This is a genomic window from Dyella sp. Tek66A03, from assembly GCF_052567735.1.
The window spans coordinates 3,522,233-3,538,501 of the sequence record NZ_CP199584.1; the positions used below are offsets into that span (position 1 = coordinate 3,522,233).

The window sequence follows — 16,269 nt, forward strand, 5'->3', positions numbered from 1 at the left end:
AGGCGAGCACCAACCCCTCACCTCGATCCTCTCCCCTGCGGGGAGAGGAAGCCAAGCACTAGAGCTCCACGCGCAAGGCCTTGGCAGCGCGTATGGACTTGTCCTTGGCCGCATCGATGCTTCCATCGCGCGCCAGCGTGACAGCCATGCGTCGACGACCTTTCACGGTCGGTTTGCCGAAGATGCGCAACTGGGTATCGGCTTCAAGCAAAGCCTCGGCCACGTTGAAATAGCGCGGGGCTCCACCGTCGCCTTCCACCAGTACCGCACACGAGGCCGACGGACCAAATTGGCGAATGGCCGGTATCGGCAAGCCAAGGATCGCGCGCGCGTGCAGGGCGAATTCGGACAGGTCCTGCGAGATCAAGGTCACCAGGCCGGTGTCGTGCGGGCGTGGACTGACCTCGGAAAAGATCACGCTGTCGCCCTTCACGAAGAACTCGACGCCAAACACCCCCCAGCCGCCCAGGGCGGCAGTGATGCCGGCGGCTTGACGCTGCGCCTCGACCAGGGCGGCCTCGCTCATCGGTTGCGGCTGCCACGACTCGCGGTAATCACCATCTTCCTGGCGATGACCGATCGGTGCGCAAAAGCTCACGCCGTCTCGGTGCCGCACGGTGAGCAAGGTGATTTCGTAATCGAAATCGACAAAGCCCTCGACGATCACCCTGCCCTTGCCGGCACGGCCGCCCGACTGGGCGTAGTCCCATGCAGGCTGCAAGTCGCCCGGCTGGCGCACCACGCTTTGGCCCTTGCCCGACGAACTCATCACCGGCTTGATCACGAACGGCAGGCCGATGGTGGCGGCCGCGTCCTGATACTCGGCTTCCGTCTCGCAAAAGCGGTAGCGCGAGGTGGGCAGCTGCAATTCCTCGGCGGCCAGCCGACGGATGCCTTCCCGGTCCATGGTGAGCCAGGCGGCGCGAGCGGTGGGAATGACGCGCAGTCCTTCCTTCTCCAACTCGATCAGCGTCGGCGTATGGATCGCCTCGATCTCCGGCACGACCAGATCGGGCTTTTCCTGTTCGATCAGTGCGCGCAACGCGGCGCCGTCCAACATATCGATCACATGGCTGCGATGCGCCACCTGCATCGCGGGAGCGTTGGCATAGCGGTCCACCGCAATCACTTCCACGGCGTAGCGCTGGAGTTCGATCGCCACCTCCTTGCCAAGCTCGCCGGAGCCGAGCAGAAGCACGCGCAAGGCATGGTCGGAATAAGGCGTGCCAAACGGCTTCATCGAAATCTCCGGAGGGGGGGCAAAGCGCCATTGTAAGCGGCACGACCGTGCCGCGCTTCCACTCGCTGTGCACTTCACCTAGCGCGCATTGACGGGCGCCCGGATCGGGCGTTGACTGTGTTTCGTCTCCGTCCCCACGGAAGTACCATGCGCAACGGGATCGCTCCGCTCCTGCTGGCGCTGACGTTGTGCCTTGCCCCCTGGATCGGGGCCCGCGCCAGCACGCCGGTGCCCGACGACAGCACCTGGATGACCGTGCTGCTGGACGGCCGCAAGATCGGCTACGTGCATGTCGAGTACCAGCGCGACGGTGACATCGTCACCACCACGCAAACCTTGTCGATCGATCTGCACCGCAATGGCAAGGACCTGCCCATGAGCAACATGACGCGCAGCGTTGAAAACAGCAGCGGACAGCCGCTGGCCTTTGCGGCGCGCACCACGTTGTCGGCCATGGACAGCACGACCAGCGGCGAGCGCCAGCCCGATGGCCGCTTTATGGTCACGACGACGGTGGGCGGTGTATCGCGGCAGCAGAGCATGGATTGGCCGTCGGGCGCCCTGCTTAGCGAAGGGCAGCGCCTGGTGTTTGCAAGGACCGGCATCCGCCCGGGACAGCTGTACGAGATGCGCATGTTCGATCCGGCCAGCCTGCAGGTGGAGCTTGCTTCGATGCAGGTGGTCGGTGTCGAACAGGTCACCCTGCCCGGTGGCACCGCGATGCTCGAACACCAGCGCCAGGTCATCCGCTCGTCGCATGGCCCGCAAATCGTGGATCTGTGGCTGGACGAACGCGGGCGGACCCGTAAGGGCGTGCTCAACGTGCTTGGCCGCGAAATGGAAATGTTGGCCTGCGACCGCGCCTGCGCGCTGGCGCCCGAGCAGCATGTGGACATGCTCCGCGAGGCCATGGTGGTCTCGCCACGGCCTCTCACGGCGCCGCTGCGTGGCACCCCATTGCGTTATCGCATCAAGCAACCGGAGAGTTATTCGCCGCCCGTCATCGTCACCGACGAGCAGCAGGTCTCGAACCTTGGTCATGGCCAGTGGCTGGTCGACATCGGTGGCGCCGAAGCCAACCGCGCGAGACCTCCCCAGCCGGAGGATTCACGTCCCAATGCCTGGCTTCAATCGGATGCGCCGACGCTACGCCGGCTCGCCGCCCAGGTGGTGGAAGGCGCACCCGACAACCTGCAGAGGATGGAACGCCTGCGCCGCTTCGTTAGCGGTTACATCACCCCGCACGGGCTGGACGTGGGCTACGCCTCGGCGCTGGAGGTGCTGAGCCATCCCTACGGCGACTGCACTGAATACGCGGTACTGCTGGCTGCCATGGCACGCGCGGTAGGTATTCCCGCGCGGGTGGTTACCGGCATCGTCTACAGCGACCGCTACGGCGGCAAGTCGCAGGTTTTCGTGCCGCATGCCTGGGTACAGGCATGGATCGATGGCCACTGGCGCAGCTTCGACGCCGCCCTGCGCCGTTTCGATAGCAGCCATATCGCGATGGATACCGGCGACGGCGATCCGTGGCGCTTCTTCAACGTCACCAACCTGTTCTCGCGCCTGCAGATCGAAGACATCTCGCCGCTGCAGCCCGCTCCGCGCCCGGGGAATCGGCATGCCAGACCGGGTACGGGCGGGCTTTGAACAGCCACGGCCGGCACTGAGTGAATCCGCCCTGCGCCAGATGGCGCAGAATTACCCCTACGACTCGCATGACGACGGCAAGCCAGCCCTGCGCAGCCACGGCGACGTCATCAACAATCACCTGCGCGACGAGATCCAGGCACGCTTGGAGAAAGCAGGCGTGCAGGTCATCGAAGCGCGCATCAGCCACCTCGCCTACGCCCAGGAAATCGCCCAGGCCATGCTGCAGCGCCAGCAGGCCAACGCCATTGTCGCCGCACGCGAGCGCATCGTCGAAGGCGCCGTCGGCATGGTCGCCATGGCGCTCGAGCGCCTGCGTCAGCAGGGTGTGGTCGAACTCGACGAAGAACGCAAGGCAGCCATGGTCAGCAACTTGCTGGTGGTGTTGTGCGGCGACCGCTCCACGCAACCGGTGGTGAATGCCGGCACGCTCTATGGCGGCTGAAAAAAAAGCCTATCCGCTACGCATCAGCGCTGCCGTGCTGGAAGCCATGCAGCGCTGGGCCGACGACGATCTGCGCAGCGTCAATGCGCAGATCGAGTTCGTTTTGCGCGAAGCGTTGAGAGAAAACGGGCGGTTGCAACGCGATGCGGCAGCGCCGGCAGTCGACGACGAAAGCGACTGATCACCGGTCTCGTCGAGGGCCCTAGTGTCGTTCTGGTATCGACATACCCTGCACGGCATCCGCGCTAGGGTTACGCCTGACGCCACGCGACCTGTCCCAGGTTGCGACGCATCCCGCGGAGAACCCCATGGCGAACGACTATCGCTCATTGCCCGATGGCCCGGTCCTGTGCGAAGCCTGTATCCAGGCTGGCCAAGAAGTGGAAATGCAACCGCATCCCGTGCTGCCGCCCGAAGCGGAAAAGCATGCCGAGTCGGAGAATACGGAACTGCAGAGTTATCGCTGCCCGGAGTGTGAAGGCCTCGAAATCTTCCGCGTCGACTGAATCCAGGGGCGCGAAGGTCATTCACCTCGCTTTGGCGCCCGCTTCCTGTCGGGAAACGCGCAAGAAGCGGATAGCGGCTCATTGGAACGAGCGGCAAGCTCATCGCTCCTTGCTTTGGAGCGCTGCCATGAGCTTCCGCATTACCGGCCTGCCTGCCGAACCGTTCGCCGACCTTTTCTCACTGCCCGATGAGGCGCTGGCCGAGCGCCTTGCCATGCACGTGGTCGCCGATAGCGCGCATGGCTACCCCTGCCGCATCAGCCTCACCGACGCCGAACCCGGTCAAGCGCTGATCCTGCTCAACTACGAGCACCAATCGGCGAATTCGCCGTTCCGCTCCCGCTATGCGATCTATATCCGCGAAGGCGAGCAGCAGTACGACGAAGTCGACCTGGTGCCCGATCAGCTGCGCCGGCGCCTGCTTTCCGTGCGTGGCTTCGATGAGCACGGCATGTTGCGCGATGCGGATGTGGCCGAAGGAACCGCGTTGGAGTCACTGATCCAGCGCCTCTTCGAGAATGACAAAGTCGCCTATCTGCATATCCATATGGCACGCCCCGGCTGCTATGCCGCGCGCGTGGATCGAGCCTGACCAAGCTCAGCGGGCATCGCGCTGGGCGATCGAGCCAAGTGCCGTGCCCAGCGCCAACCATCCGACCATAAAGGCCACGCCACCCAAGGGCGTGATCGCGCCGACCCAGCGCGGCGCGTCAAGAGCAAGCACATAAAGGCTGCCGCAGAAAACTACGATGCCCAGCAAGAACGCGACGATCGCCACCCGTCGCGCCCGGCCCTGCGCGACGACCCCGGTCAAAGCCAACGCAAGCGCATGCCAGAAGTGATAACTCACCGCCGTGTGCCATAGCTCGCTGCCACGCGCATCGAGCACGCCGCGCAGCGCGTGTGCCCCGAATGCGCCCAGCAACACGGCGCTGGCGCCCGCCAGACCTATCAGCACGCCGGTGACAGAGACAGTTTGTCGCATGGTATGCGGTTCCTTGGGATAGCGGACGCCGTCGAGGCGGCCGGTATCGTATGCTGACGGGATGATTCGCATCGATTCTCGCATGAAGCTTCGCCGCGCCAACCGCATCGTGTGGCTGCTGGCGATGATCCTTGGATGCTTGCTGCTGGCTGGCTGCAACCGCGAAGAGTCAGTGCCGTGGCGGCTCACCAATGTCACCGGTCACATGCCCGACCTCGACTTCTCGCTGGTCGACGATCACGGCAAGCCCGTCAGCGGCCAGGACTATCGCGGCAAGGTCGTCGTCCTGTATTTCGGCTACACGCACTGCCCGGATGTCTGCCCGTTGACGCTGGCCCAGTTGCACGTCGTGATGCAGCGACTCGGTCCGCTTGCCGACGGCGCGCGCATCCTGTTCGTCAGCGTCGACCCGGCGCGCGATACGCCTGAAGTCATGCACGCCTATGTCAATGCATTCGATCCTCGAGCCGTCGGCCTGTCCGGTGCACCACGCGAGATCGAAGCCCTGAGCAAGCGCTATCGCTCGGCGTTCACCCGTGAACCCGACAAAGGCGACGGGCAGTATGAAGTCAGCCACAGTTCGGCCATCTACGTGTTCGACCGCGACGGCAAGGCGCGTCTGCTGGCGACTCCGGGCAACCCTCAGGACGACCTTGTGCATGACCTACACCTGCTGCTGAGCCCGGGAGCGTCCTCATGATGCGTCGCCCGCAGGGTGCGCGCGCCTTATCCTTGCTCATAGCCGGCATGCTGCTGGCCGGCGGCGCCCATGCCACCGAAGCGGAGCACATCCGCGCCAGTCAGCCGTGGCTTCGCGTACTTCCCGGCGACCTGCCCGCCGGCGCTTACGTCACGCTGGAGAATACGGGCGACCAGCCCGCCAGCCTGCACGGCGCAAGCAGCGCAAGCTATGCAAGCGTCATGCTGCACAAAAGCACGACGGAAGGTGGCATGGGTCGCATGACCTCGGTGGATAACCTCGTCATTCCTGCCCACGGCAAGGCGCAGTTGTCGCCCGGCGGTTACCACCTGATGCTGATGAAGGCCGCCGCCACGGTGAAGCCAGGCGACCAGGTGAAGCTGACCCTGATCTTTGGCGACGGCAGCAAACTGGATGCTGATTTTCTTGCGCGTCCAGCCAATGCCACGGACGTCGACGCTAGCGCGGATCACGCCCACTAAGCGTCATCCGATGTAGGCAACCCTCTCCTACGACAACAGCAGCTAGTCCTGGGTGAGCGATACCGGAGCCGTCCGCACACCGCGCCGCACCGGTCGAGGTTTGCGACGAATGCGCCCGCTGCGCGACAGGCGTAGCCACTGGCGCATGGCCAACAGCCCGCCGATCGATTCAATGATCGCGGCGGGCACCCACATGATCACGCCACCCACCAACTGCGCCGTGAGCACGTCGAAGGTGAAAGCGCGGCCGCAGATCTCGAAGATCGGATAAAGGTCGGTCTTGGAAAACGTGACAATGGCGCCCGCGAGAATCTGCGGCGTCATGGTGATGCCCGGGGATAGCACGCGCATGCCCGGCGTCATGCGGCCCGGCGGCCGTGGACGATGGTCGAGCACCAGCCACCAGTAGCTGAAGCCACTGACCAGCATCGACCAGTTCATGAAGCGATAGATACGCCAGTCCAGCATCGCCAGCGTCTGCATCGACGGCACCAGCCACATCAGGATGAAGGCCACGAACAGGATCGTCGCCACCACCGGATTCAGCAACACGGCACTGAACAGGCGCCACGGCCAGGAGCGCATGGCCGGTCGCAACAGGCGTACCCGCCAGCCCAACGGCAACCCCTTGCGCAACACGGAGCCCGGATAGGAAGCAATGATCAGCAGTGGCGCCAGGTGATGCAGCAGCACCTGCTGGATGCGATGCATGAAAAACTCATGCTCGAAGAAATAATCCAGATAGGTATGCAGCGACACGTAGATCATCGCCATGCCGATCCAGAACGGCAATTGGCGACCGATGCTCACCGGCAATCGGCGTGCGCCGCGCACATAGAGCACGCCGCAGGTCACGAAGATCAGCAGGAAGACCCAGGAAAACTCCCAGGGCACGATCCACTTGAGCACGCTTGCCATCATTGATCAGATCCGGGCCGACTCACCGGCGCAGGCACAGCATAGTTCCTTGCAGCCATCGTCCCTTGCTGGCTGCACTGCGACACGTTGCCGCCCAACATCCTGCACCCTGCTCATACCCGGCGCCGGCTACGCATCGAACGGCGCCAGCCGTACAGCAGTCCAACCAGGGCCACCAAGGCTGGCACCAGCACGATATTGATGAACTTCAGGCGCAGTCCGAGCGCATCGATCTCCGCGTTGAACTGGTGTTGCACGCTGCGCAATTCCTTGTTGATTTCCAGCTGGCGCTGCAGGAACTGCTCGATCTCGCCGCGCTGCTCCGTACTGACCGCATCGCTGCGCGCCGCCTTGGCGGGCTGCAGTTCGCTGAGGTGGCTGCGCGTCGCCGCCAGCTCGCGCTGCAACTCCTGCTTCTTGGCCAGGAACTTCTGGTCGGCCACGCTCTGCAACGCCAACACCCGGGTAAAGGGCCGCTGTGAGCTGACCCGCCCGTGGATGGAGAGCAGGGCCGAGGAACCACTGAGATTGTCGGCGATGTTGGTGATGAAATCCCCGTTGTTGGCCAGCGCGCTGAGCTGCGGCTGACCCAGCAGGCTTGCTGTATAGGACACCCATAGGCGATCGCTGAGCAGGTCGGTATCGCCAACCAGGATCACCTCGGCCGCGTCGCCGGACTTCGCCAGATGGCCCGCCTCGCCCGCACGCTCCGGGAAGGCCGTTGAGAACTGTCCACGCAGACGCGCCGCGATGACATAGTGGGCATTGTCCGGCTTGTAGCTGTCCAGCAGGTTGGCGGGATTGCTGATCGACTCGCGCACGCGCTGGCTCGACACGACCTGGGCGTCGGTCGAGGTCTGCATCAACGGCAACAGTCGCGACGAGGTGCCCGGCGACAGGTCAAAAAAGCCGCTACTCGATACGTTGACCCGCTGCAGGCTGGCCGTGATCACATCGTCACGATTGAGCTCCTGCTGGCCCAGGCCCAACATGGCCGGGTGGCTCATGGAACTGCTGTCGGCCAGCTCGATGCGCAACGCCCGCGAGCGATCAAGCACGACCTTTTGCGGGTCGTATTGCACGCCCCACGCCGCAAACAGCTTCGGCAAATCGGAATCGTGGTCGTCCGTCGCCCCGCTGCTGTTCACGAACGGCGCGTTGTCCATCTCCGCCAGCGGATCGACAAACACCACCAGATGACCGCCGCGCAGCACGTACTGGTCGATCGCATAGAGCGTATCCGCGGACAAATGCTTGGGATGGACCACCAGCAGCGCCTGGATGTCGCTGTCGACTCTTTTCAGTTTGGCCGGATCGAGTGTCTTGATATCGAACAACTGGCCCAGCTGACGCATCGCCGTCCACGGCTCTTCGCCAATCACCGGGTTGCCTTGCACCGGCAAGCTGCTTATCAGGCCGACGCGCGGCTTGGACGGCTGGTCCAGCTCATACAGCAGCTTGGCGATGTCGTATTCGAGAAACGTTTCGCGTGATGGATCGAATAACGGGATGGCCAGGGTCTTGCCCGGCAAATGCCCGTCGCCGTCGCCGTCGCTATCGGTGTCGGCGTTGGGTGATAGCGTGCTGCCGACCAGACCGAAAAACACGCGCTCGCCATTGGTGCCACCGCCGATCGGCGTCAGCCCATAACCCTCGGCACTGGCTTCGTCGTCGGAGTAAGGCACGGGATCGACGATCTGCAAGCGCAGTCGCCCATGCGCGCGCGCCACCATCTCCTGCAACATCTCGCTGACGCGTTGCTCGTAACTGCGCAGCTGGGGCAGGTCGCGCGTGGCATGTTCTGAAAAATACAGCGTGAGCTTCAGCGGAGCGCGCAGCCCACGCACGATGTGGATCGTACCCGGCGTGAGGGTGTAGAGCTTGTCGGCGGTGAGATCCACCCGCCCCAGGCGCAACCAGCGGCCGCTGGCCAGCGTAAGGGCCACGAAGCCGATCGCCAGCACGGCCAGCGCGGTCAGCAGGACGGTACGTCGACTCAAGTGTAGGCGCGCCATCGTTCAGGGCGTCCGCTTGAGATCGAGTACCAGCACGCCGGCGGTCAGCCAGGCAGCCATGGTCAGCAGGAAATACACCAGATCGCGCAGGTCCAGCACGCCACGCGAGATCGCCTCGAAGTGCCGCAACATGCTCAGATGCGCCACCGCGTTCACCAGCTTGCGTGGCAGCGCACCCTGGAAAAACTCCAACACCTGCGGCTGGCCCACGAGGATCAGCAGGAAACACACCACCACGGTCAGCACGAAGGCCACCACCTGGCTCTGCGTCACCGCCGACAGGCAGGCACCGATGGCCAGGAACGCGCCTGCCATCAGCCAGCTGCCCATGTAGCTGGCGAGGATCACACCGTTGTCCGGTGACCCCAGGTAGTTCACCGTGATCCAGATCGGAAACGTGAGCACCAGGGCCAGCCCGATGAACAGCCAGGCCGCGAGAAATTTGCCCAGCATGGCCTGCGCCAACGTCAGCGGCAGGCTGAGCAGCAACTCCAGCGTGCCGCCCTTCGCTTCCTCGGCCCACATGCGCATCGACACCGCCGGCACCAGGACCAGGTAAAGCCACGGATGCATCACGAAGAACGGCTGCAGGTCGGCCTGCCCACGCTGATAAAAATCACCCGCGTAGAACGTAAGAATGCCGGCCAGCACCAAAAAGATGACCAGGAACACATACGCCACCGGCGTCACGAAATAGCTGCGCAATTCGCGCCGCGCCACCGCCGCGACCGGACTCATGCCCTGCCCTCGGCGCTGGTGGTGATGTTGCGGAACACCTCGTCGAGACGTCCACGTTCCAGCTGAATTTCCGACACTTCCAGACCTTGTTGCCGCAGCAGTGTTTCCACCGGCTCGAGAATGCGCTCGCCCGGCCTGGGGAATACCGTGATGCGCCCATCGAGCGGATCCACTTCGATCGACGCCACTTGCGGCAGCCGGCCCAGCATCTCCTGCGACACGCCGCTACCCGGCGCGCTGAACGACACGGCGCCGTGATAACGCGAGCGCGCTTCGAGCTCGGCCGGCGTGGCATCAGCCAGCAGTCGACCGTTGGCGATGATCACCACGCGGTTGCATAGCGCGTGGACCTCCTCCAGCAGGTGGGTGGAGATGAGGATGGTGCGTTCGCGCGCCATCGCGTCGATCAACTGGCGCACCGTGTGCTTCTGGTTGGGATCCAGGCCATCGGTCGGTTCGTCGAGCATCAGCACCGGCGGGTTGTGCAGGATCGCCTGAGCCAGGCCGACACGTCGCCGCAAGCCCTTCGACAAGGTGTCGATGCATTGGTCCAACACGCTCTCCAGCTGCAAGCGCCCGACCACCTCTTCAAAACGACGAAAGCCGGCGTCATGCCGCATGCCACGAATGCGGATGATGAAGGTGAGGAACTCGCGCACGGTCAGCTCGCCATAGCTTGGCGCGCCTTCCGGCAGGTAACCCAAGGCCCGCTTGGCCTTCAGCGGCTCCTTGCGGACGTCGTGCCCGCACACCCGCGCCGTACCGGAACTGGGCTCCAGGAAGCCGGCAATCATGCGCATGGCGGTGGTCTTGCCGGCACCGTTGGGGCCCAGCAAGCCCAGCACTTGTCCGGGCTCGGCGCGAATGCTGAGCGCGTCCACCGCCGTGAGGCTGCCGTAGCGTCGGGTGAGCTGTTCGGTTTCGATCATGTCCAGTCGAAGTCAGAGGGCGGGCTTCGGGCGAAGCGTGCCGCCGGGTCGTCCAGCGACGGTCGACCCGCAATGTAACCGAAAAGTTCGACCACGCCCGGGCGACGGGCTCGCGAAAATGAAAAGGCCCTTCACGGGGAAGGGCCTTCTCGATAAACCGGCGTTGGAGGCCGGCTTACTTTGCGGTGGTGGCAGCGCTGGCCGGAGCGGCAGCAGTGCCGGAAGCGGCCGGAGCCTGGTCACCGCTGTCGTCGAGAGACGGCGGCTTGATGCCGGCTTCCTGCTCCGGGGTCTGCTCCGGGGCGTAGCTGAGCGGCAGGTAGACGTCGAACTCGGCGTAGCTCTTCACTTCGTCGCCCTGCTTCACTTCCGGCTTGGCTTCGATGTCGTAGAAGCGATTGACCACTTCGTCGAATTTGTAGCCGTGGGTCTGGGCATAGGCCTTGAGCAGGTCGCGGGTCTGCGGCACGCCAGCGGCGGTACCGTTCCACACGGCCTTGAGGGCCGGGCCACCGAAGGCAAGGAAAGCACGCACGTTGTCGTCGATGATCAGGCGGCCGAAGCGGTCATGACCACCCGGAGCATTGTTCTCGGGCGTGCTGGCGGCGGCGTTGGCGCTGGTGCCGGCCTCGGCGGCCGTCGACAGATCCGGAGCCTTGGCCGCGGTCAGTTCCACCGTCTGGCCAGCCACGTTCAGGCTGGTCGCGCTGATCGCCATGCCGACGTCGAAGGTGTAGGTCTGATCACCATAGTTGGTGGTGAAGATGACGCGCGGACCGACCACATTCACGCCAAGCTTCTTGGCGGCAGCCTGAATCTGGCTCACGGCCTTGTCGGTCGCGTCGCTCAGGGCCTCAAGACCACCCTTGCGCTCGATCGACGAGGACACCAGCAGCATCGGCGTGGGCTGGGTCTGCTCGATATACGGGATCAGCTTGCTGTAATCGACGTTCTGCACCGAAGCCAATACGTTCTGCAGGTCGTTCAGGGTGAACTGGATAAACGCATCCGGATCGCCATGAATATACAGGTTGGCGTAGCGGTTGATCAGGTTGAAGCCGTAGTCGACGTCATACGACCAGGTGATCTTGGTGAGCTGACCGCGGCTGCCCTGACGATCGAGGTCGAGGGTGAAATGCTTGTCGTTGCCACGCCAGTCATTGTCGACGTTCCAGACGATGGAAGCCTTCTTGGCGGTGGAGTCGACCTTGTCGAAGCTCGGGTCGGCCGACGCGATGGTCAGCTTGCCGCTGCCGACCTTCGGATCGCTACCGGTCCAGCTCAGCTCGGCGCCCGGGCCATAGGCCTTGCCCGAGAAGTCGTACTTGATATTCCGGTCGTACTGGCGCTGCACGGAGTATTCCGGGAAGCGACGGAGGTTGTTTAGCACGTCATAAACCTGACGCATGTCCTTGCCGACGACCAGCGACCTTTCCACATGGCCACTGCCAGGCATAACCAAGCCCACCACAACCGCCACGACGGCGACGATGACTAGGGCAACAATAAATTCAAGAACACGCATCATTCCAGGGTTCTCCGCACGTCTCTACTGTCTACGGCACAAGGCAGTCGCCGGGGACCGGCCGGCCACGGGAGATTCCCGAAGAATCGCATCGTGACAGGGGGTCGGCCAGCGCCGAAGCCTCCGATGGTACTTAATCGCGCGCAGGAACGCTATCGGGCCGTAAAGACTGCCTAACAGCCATTCTTCGCAGGATGGCGTAGGCCCGTTCTGGGGACCCTGCGAGGGCATCAAACGATGCCCAGTTCCAGCGCCTTCAGGACCGCGCGGGTGCGGTCGCGCACGCCCAGCTTGGAAAGGATGTTGGAGACGTGGTTCTTCACCGTCCCCTCGGCCACTTTCAGGGAGTTGGCGATCTCCTTGTTGCTATAGCCACCGGACAGCAGGCGCAGGATCTCGGTCTCGCGTTCGGTCAGCGGGTCGGGCTGCTCCAGGCTGGTGAACTGGTTCTGCATGCGCCCTACGCCGGCCAGCAAGCGCTGGGTCACCATCGGCGCCACCAGCGAACCGCCGGCAGACACCGTACGCACGGCTTCCACCAACTGTTCCAGCGACACGTCCTTCAGCAGATAGCCGCGTGCGCCGGCCTTGAGGCCCTGCAACACCAGCTGGTCGTCGTCAAAAGTGGTGAGGATGATGGTGGGGGGCAATTCGTTGCGGGCGGACAGCGCCTGCAGCACTTCCAGGCCGCTCATATTGGGCATGCGCAGATCCAGCAGGACCACGTCGGGCTTGATCCGCGGAATATCTTGCACGGCCTGGGCGCCATCGGCGCATTCGGCCACGACGCGGATGTCCTCCGCCAGATCCAGCAGTGAACGGACACCCTGGCGAACCAGGTTCTGGTCGTCGACGAGACAGACGGAAATCATCGCGGATCCTCGAAGCAATGGTGGCCCATGTGCGATGCCCACGGGCTACGGGGAAGAACGATGCTGCTATCCAAGCGGTTCATTTTGGCACGAGCCATGGGTCGTGGGTGAGCGTTGGGCACCCTTACTTGGGGATGCTGTGATCTATTCAACGGGGGTGTCACCGGTTCTGTCTGCCCGCAGATGCGTGCTGCGTCGGCGAAGGCAGGCTGGCTGCCTGTCGAGACGGCGCGGCGCGGAGCTGCGGGCAGACAGAACCGGCCCTTCGGGTGATGTCCAGCAAGCCCGCAGGCCGCGGTGCGCGGCTTGCCCAGGCAGCCAGCCTGCGCTGCGCCACGCCCCACACCCTGCGAACTTGCTGGACATCATGCCACCCCCGTTGAATAGATCAGAGCATCCCTAAAGCATGCCCAAGGCCGGCGGCTCGAACCGCGACGGGGTATGCGCCAACTCCGGCGCCTCACCCAACGGTAAACGCACCGTCAGCGCAAAACCTTGATGGAGCGCCGGGTCCACCATCACGCTGCCGCCAAACTCCGCCAGCCGCTCGCGCATGCCCGACAGGCCGTTGCCCGGCCGGAAATTCGTCGCACCCCGGCCATCGTCGCGCGCGGCCAGCTCCAGCAGGTTGGCGTTGACGTAGTCAAAGCGCAACCACAGGTTGCGGGCGCCGGCGTGGCGCGCCGTATTGGTGATGATCTCCTGGGCACAACGCAGCAACACCTGCGCCCGGCGTGGATCCTCCACACTGAAGCGCGGCGGGGTATCCAGCTGCACGTTCAGGCCGGGCACGCCTTCGACCAAACTGCGCAGCGCCTGGGTCAGGTCGATGGCATCGTCCTGGCGCAACTCGCTCACCACTTCGCGCACGTCCGACAGCAGGTGCTTGGCCGTGGCCTGCGCCTTCAACACATGCTCGGCGGCCTGTGGATTGGTCAAATGACTGGCCACTTCCAGGTTGAGGCTCAAGGCCGTGAGGTGATGGCCAATCAGGTCATGCAGGTCGCGCGCGATGCGCATGCGCTCTGCAATGCGGGTGGATTCGGCGAGCAGGGCGCGGGTGGCGCGCAACTCCGAATTGAGGCGCCGCTGGGCTTCACGCTCCTCGGCCTGCAGGCTGGCGATCATCGAGGTAAAGAACACCAGGGCCGAAATGCCCAGATACATGCAGACCTGCAGGATGGCCGTGACCGTGGTCCAGCCCTTATAGCTGGCGATGATCGGTATCAGCATGAGGTTCTGCATCAACATCCACATCAAGCCCGCACCTACCGGCAACTGCCACGGCAACACGACCGCGATCACCAGCATCAACATGGCGGACAAGCCGCTCTGGCTGAACCAGCCCATCGCGATGGCCGAGCCGGTCAAGATCACCAGGCCGATCAGACGCATGACGGGGGGCAATCCGGTCTGACGGGTCACACTGGATCGACGGGTCAGCAGCAGATAGGTCACGCCGAAGGTCAGGTAGGAAAAAATCCAGCCGGAAATATCCGGATTACTCCACCAGGAGTTGACCTGCGCCAGGCTCCAGCTACCTGGCAGCAGCGGCAGCGCCACGCACAGGTAGGTAGTCAGCCCGGCGTAACGAAGTAAGCGGATGTGATTGATATTGGACCATGTCATACCCGGCATCATTAGCCAGGCGGCCCCGTGGTGCAATGCGTGAGAAGTCATTGCCCCTCCCCTGCCAAAAGCCATGGCAGCTCGCGCTTTACGAAGGTTTTACATGGTGCGCCGTGTTATGTGCGGCCCGCCGCCGCGTGCCATAATGCCGCCCGTCACGCGGGGCCGAACATCGGTCTTGTCCTCGAACCACACAAAGCGGAGCAACGAATGGCCCTTGCCATCCGCGACGTGCGAGAGCACGACCTGGATGCCGTACTGGCGCTCAACAACGCCGCCGGCCGCACCATCCTCGCCCTTGACGCGGCTCAGCTGCGCTACTTCTACGACCATGCGGACTATTTCCGCGTGGCCGAGATAGATGGCCATCTCGCCGGGTTCCTTATTGCGCTGCGCGAAGGCAGCGAGTACGACAGTCCCAATTATTGCTGGTTCTCCGAGCACTATCCGCAGTTCCTGTACATCGACCGCATCGTCATCGCCAACGCCTATCGCCGTCACGGCTTGGGTCGCATCTTCTATTGCGACGTCAACAGTTATGCCGAAGTGCGCGTGCCGCTACTGACCTGCGAGGTGTTCCTGGAGCCACGCGACGACGTGGTGGTGCTGTTCCATGGCACCTACGGTTTCCAGGAAGTGGGCCAGCAGCGCATGGGCGCGGATGGCCCGCAAGTCAGCCTGCTGGCCAAGGATCTGCCCAGCTACGCGTTCGTACGCGAAACCTATCTCGATCACGACGGCCTACCCGACGTCCCCTGGCTGGCCGAACGCCAGCGCCCTTCGACCCCTGATGCCCCCCAGCGCCGTTTGGCTGGGAAGCGTCACCCATGAAAGCGCGAATGGATACTCAAGACGCTTGCGACCTGCGCTTCGGCCAGGTCGGCATTGCCAATGTACGCGTGCGCCGCGTCGACGCCGCCGCTCTCTGCGAGGAGCTGGAGCGGCGCGTCCACGCGGCACCCCAACTGTTCTCCCGCGCCGCGGTCGTGCTGGACCTGAGCCATTTGCGCGAGCTGCCCGACGACGGTTCGGTCGATGCCCTGCTGGAAGCCGTGCGCAGCGCCGGCATGTTGCCGGTGGGCCTGGCCTATGGCACCAGCGAAGTCGAGGCCCTTTCGCGTCGCATGGGTTTGCCGCTGATCGCCAAGTTCCGCGCCGCCTACGAGCCCGCCGATGGCGGCAGCATTGCGCCGCCGGCGCCAGCCGCGGCTACACCCGCGCCGGCTGCCGAACCTGCGCGCCGGGCTGAGCCAATGGTGCAGAGCGAACCCGAACCGTCGAAGCAGGCCTCGCCAATGCAGGGAGCCATGCATCACGACGGCGCGGTACGTTCAGGCCAGCAGATCTATGCTCGCGATCGCGACCTGATCGTCACCGGTGCGATCGCGAACGGTGCCGAGGTCATCGCCGACGGCAGCATTCACGTCTATGGTGGTCTACGCGGGCGCGCCATGGCGGGTGCGCAGGGTGACGAAAAGGCGCGCCTGTTCGTGTCGGACTTCCGCGCTGAACTGGTGGCGATTGCCGGGCATTACCGCGTGTTTGAACAAATTCCCAAAGACCTGGAAGGCCAGTCTGTGCAATGCTGGCTCGAAGGTGAAAAACTGCTGATCGCCAAGCTGTGACGATCGCTTG

General features: G+C 64.0%; 17 protein-coding genes and 1 pseudogene. 9 read left to right on the forward strand and 9 right to left on the reverse strand.

Features of this window, described 5'->3' with window-relative positions; all coding sequences use genetic code 11:
* Positions 1-58 precede the first annotated feature (58 nt).
* Positions 59-1,240 carry a formate-dependent phosphoribosylglycinamide formyltransferase gene (gene purT / locus ACT01B_RS15650; protein ID WP_445144160.1) on the reverse strand — a complete coding sequence of 394 codons (1,182 nt, stop codon included), beginning with the start codon at positions 1,238-1,240 and terminating at the stop codon, positions 59-61.
* Positions 1,241-1,387: 147 nt separating this feature from the next.
* Here purT and ACT01B_RS15655 point away from each other — a divergent pair, with 147 nt between their 5' ends.
* From ACT01B_RS15655 to ACT01B_RS15675, 5 genes and pseudogenes are all read left to right on the forward strand, one after another.
* Positions 1,388-2,890: a transglutaminase-like domain-containing protein gene (locus tag ACT01B_RS15655; protein ID WP_445144161.1), complete on the forward strand. Its 1,503-nt coding sequence runs from the start codon at positions 1,388-1,390 to the stop codon at positions 2,888-2,890.
* Between the two features lie 19 nt (positions 2,891-2,909).
* Positions 2,910-3,335: pseudogene (locus ACT01B_RS15660) on the forward strand (SPFH domain-containing protein); the annotation flags it as partial.
* On the forward strand, positions 3,325-3,516 hold the full coding sequence (locus tag ACT01B_RS15665) for an Arc family DNA binding domain-containing protein (protein WP_445144162.1): 192 nt from the start codon (positions 3,325-3,327) through the stop codon (positions 3,514-3,516). The pseudogene ACT01B_RS15660 and the gene ACT01B_RS15665, both read left to right, overlap by 11 nt.
* A 127-nt stretch (positions 3,517-3,643) precedes the next feature.
* Complete coding sequence (locus ACT01B_RS15670; RefSeq protein WP_445144163.1) at positions 3,644-3,841, forward strand: hypothetical protein; 198 nt, start codon at positions 3,644-3,646, stop codon at positions 3,839-3,841.
* Between the two features lie 127 nt (positions 3,842-3,968).
* On the forward strand, positions 3,969-4,433 hold the full coding sequence (locus ACT01B_RS15675) for a DUF1203 domain-containing protein (RefSeq protein ID WP_445144164.1): 465 nt from the start codon (positions 3,969-3,971) through the stop codon (positions 4,431-4,433).
* 6 nt (positions 4,434-4,439) lie between these two features.
* Here ACT01B_RS15675 and ACT01B_RS15680 read toward each other — a convergent pair whose 3' ends face one another.
* Complete coding sequence (locus ACT01B_RS15680; RefSeq protein WP_445144165.1) at positions 4,440-4,826, reverse strand: DUF423 domain-containing protein; 387 nt, start codon at positions 4,824-4,826, stop codon at positions 4,440-4,442.
* Positions 4,827-4,908: 82 nt separating this feature from the next.
* On the opposite strand from ACT01B_RS15680, the gene ACT01B_RS15685 reads away from it, so the two are divergent.
* Positions 4,909-5,526 (forward strand): SCO family protein, encoded by a 618-nt coding sequence (locus tag ACT01B_RS15685; protein ID WP_445144166.1) that lies wholly within the window; start codon positions 4,909-4,911, stop codon positions 5,524-5,526.
* Positions 5,523-6,008 carry a copper chaperone PCu(A)C gene (locus ACT01B_RS15690; RefSeq protein ID WP_445144167.1) on the forward strand — a complete coding sequence of 162 codons (486 nt, stop codon included), beginning with the start codon at positions 5,523-5,525 and terminating at the stop codon, positions 6,006-6,008. The genes ACT01B_RS15685 and ACT01B_RS15690 overlap by 4 nt, the downstream gene beginning before the upstream one ends.
* 42 nt (positions 6,009-6,050) lie before the next feature.
* On the opposite strand, the gene ACT01B_RS15695 is transcribed toward ACT01B_RS15690, so the two are convergent.
* From ACT01B_RS15695 to ACT01B_RS15725, 7 genes are all read right to left on the reverse strand, one after another.
* Complete coding sequence (locus ACT01B_RS15695) at positions 6,051-6,929, reverse strand: cytochrome c oxidase assembly protein (RefSeq protein WP_445144168.1); 879 nt, start codon at positions 6,927-6,929, stop codon at positions 6,051-6,053.
* Between the two features lie 110 nt (positions 6,930-7,039).
* Entirely contained in the window at positions 7,040-8,941 is a 1,902-nt protein-coding gene (locus ACT01B_RS15700; RefSeq protein ID WP_445144169.1) for a GldG family protein, read from the reverse strand.
* A 3-nt stretch (positions 8,942-8,944) separates the two neighbouring features.
* Positions 8,945-9,679, reverse strand: a complete 735-nt coding sequence (locus ACT01B_RS15705) for an ABC transporter permease subunit (protein WP_445144170.1) — start codon at positions 9,677-9,679, stop codon at positions 8,945-8,947.
* Positions 9,676-10,608, reverse strand: a complete 933-nt coding sequence (locus ACT01B_RS15710; protein WP_445144171.1) for an ABC transporter ATP-binding protein — start codon at positions 10,606-10,608, stop codon at positions 9,676-9,678. The genes ACT01B_RS15705 and ACT01B_RS15710 overlap by 4 nt, the downstream gene beginning before the upstream one ends.
* Before the next feature lie 175 nt (positions 10,609-10,783).
* A complete protein-coding gene (locus ACT01B_RS15715; RefSeq protein ID WP_445144172.1) occupies positions 10,784-12,136 on the reverse strand; it encodes a polyketide cyclase in 1,353 nt (450 codons plus the stop codon).
* Positions 12,137-12,363: 227 nt separating this feature from the next.
* On the reverse strand, positions 12,364-13,005 hold the full coding sequence (locus ACT01B_RS15720; RefSeq protein ID WP_102304958.1) for a response regulator: 642 nt from the start codon (positions 13,003-13,005) through the stop codon (positions 12,364-12,366).
* A gap of 399 nt (positions 13,006-13,404) precedes the next feature.
* Positions 13,405-14,634: a sensor histidine kinase gene (locus tag ACT01B_RS15725; RefSeq protein ID WP_445144173.1), complete on the reverse strand. Its 1,230-nt coding sequence runs from the start codon at positions 14,632-14,634 to the stop codon at positions 13,405-13,407.
* Positions 14,635-14,844: 210 nt separating this feature from the next.
* On the opposite strand from ACT01B_RS15725, the gene ACT01B_RS15730 reads away from it, so the two are divergent.
* Complete coding sequence (locus ACT01B_RS15730) at positions 14,845-15,465, forward strand: GNAT family N-acetyltransferase (protein ID WP_445144174.1); 621 nt, start codon at positions 14,845-14,847, stop codon at positions 15,463-15,465.
* Complete coding sequence (gene minC, locus ACT01B_RS15735) at positions 15,462-16,259, forward strand: septum site-determining protein MinC (RefSeq protein WP_445144175.1); 798 nt, start codon at positions 15,462-15,464, stop codon at positions 16,257-16,259. The genes ACT01B_RS15730 and minC overlap by 4 nt, the downstream gene beginning before the upstream one ends.
* Positions 16,260-16,269: the final 10 nt, after the last annotated feature.

What these genes read in the sequence shown, in the direction of transcription:
- purT (WP_445144160.1), bottom strand. Translation starts at nt 1,240, where the DNA reads ATGAAGCCGTTTGGCACGCCTTATTCCGACCATGCCTTGCGCGTGCTT.
- ACT01B_RS15655 (WP_445144161.1), top strand. Translation starts at nt 1,388, where the DNA reads ATGCGCAACGGGATCGCTCCGCTCCTGCTGGCGCTGACGTTGTGCCTT.
- ACT01B_RS15665 (WP_445144162.1), top strand. Translation starts at nt 3,325, where the DNA reads ATGGCGGCTGAAAAAAAAGCCTATCCGCTACGCATCAGCGCTGCCGTG.
- ACT01B_RS15670 (WP_445144163.1), top strand. Translation starts at nt 3,644, where the DNA reads ATGGCGAACGACTATCGCTCATTGCCCGATGGCCCGGTCCTGTGCGAA.
- ACT01B_RS15675 (WP_445144164.1), top strand. Translation starts at nt 3,969, where the DNA reads ATGAGCTTCCGCATTACCGGCCTGCCTGCCGAACCGTTCGCCGACCTT.
- ACT01B_RS15680 (WP_445144165.1), bottom strand. Translation starts at nt 4,826, where the DNA reads ATGCGACAAACTGTCTCTGTCACCGGCGTGCTGATAGGTCTGGCGGGC.
- ACT01B_RS15685 (WP_445144166.1), top strand. Translation starts at nt 4,909, where the DNA reads ATGAAGCTTCGCCGCGCCAACCGCATCGTGTGGCTGCTGGCGATGATC.
- ACT01B_RS15690 (WP_445144167.1), top strand. Translation starts at nt 5,523, where the DNA reads ATGATGCGTCGCCCGCAGGGTGCGCGCGCCTTATCCTTGCTCATAGCC.
- ACT01B_RS15695 (WP_445144168.1), bottom strand. Translation starts at nt 6,929, where the DNA reads ATGATGGCAAGCGTGCTCAAGTGGATCGTGCCCTGGGAGTTTTCCTGG.
- ACT01B_RS15700 (WP_445144169.1), bottom strand. Translation starts at nt 8,941, where the DNA reads ATGGCGCGCCTACACTTGAGTCGACGTACCGTCCTGCTGACCGCGCTG.
- ACT01B_RS15705 (WP_445144170.1), bottom strand. Translation starts at nt 9,679, where the DNA reads ATGAGTCCGGTCGCGGCGGTGGCGCGGCGCGAATTGCGCAGCTATTTC.
- ACT01B_RS15710 (WP_445144171.1), bottom strand. Translation starts at nt 10,608, where the DNA reads ATGATCGAAACCGAACAGCTCACCCGACGCTACGGCAGCCTCACGGCG.
- ACT01B_RS15715 (WP_445144172.1), bottom strand. Translation starts at nt 12,136, where the DNA reads ATGATGCGTGTTCTTGAATTTATTGTTGCCCTAGTCATCGTCGCCGTC.
- ACT01B_RS15720 (WP_102304958.1), bottom strand. Translation starts at nt 13,005, where the DNA reads ATGATTTCCGTCTGTCTCGTCGACGACCAGAACCTGGTTCGCCAGGGT.
- ACT01B_RS15725 (WP_445144173.1), bottom strand. Translation starts at nt 14,634, where the DNA reads ATGACATGGTCCAATATCAATCACATCCGCTTACTTCGTTACGCCGGG.
- ACT01B_RS15730 (WP_445144174.1), top strand. Translation starts at nt 14,845, where the DNA reads ATGGCCCTTGCCATCCGCGACGTGCGAGAGCACGACCTGGATGCCGTA.
- minC (WP_445144175.1), top strand. Translation starts at nt 15,462, where the DNA reads ATGAAAGCGCGAATGGATACTCAAGACGCTTGCGACCTGCGCTTCGGC.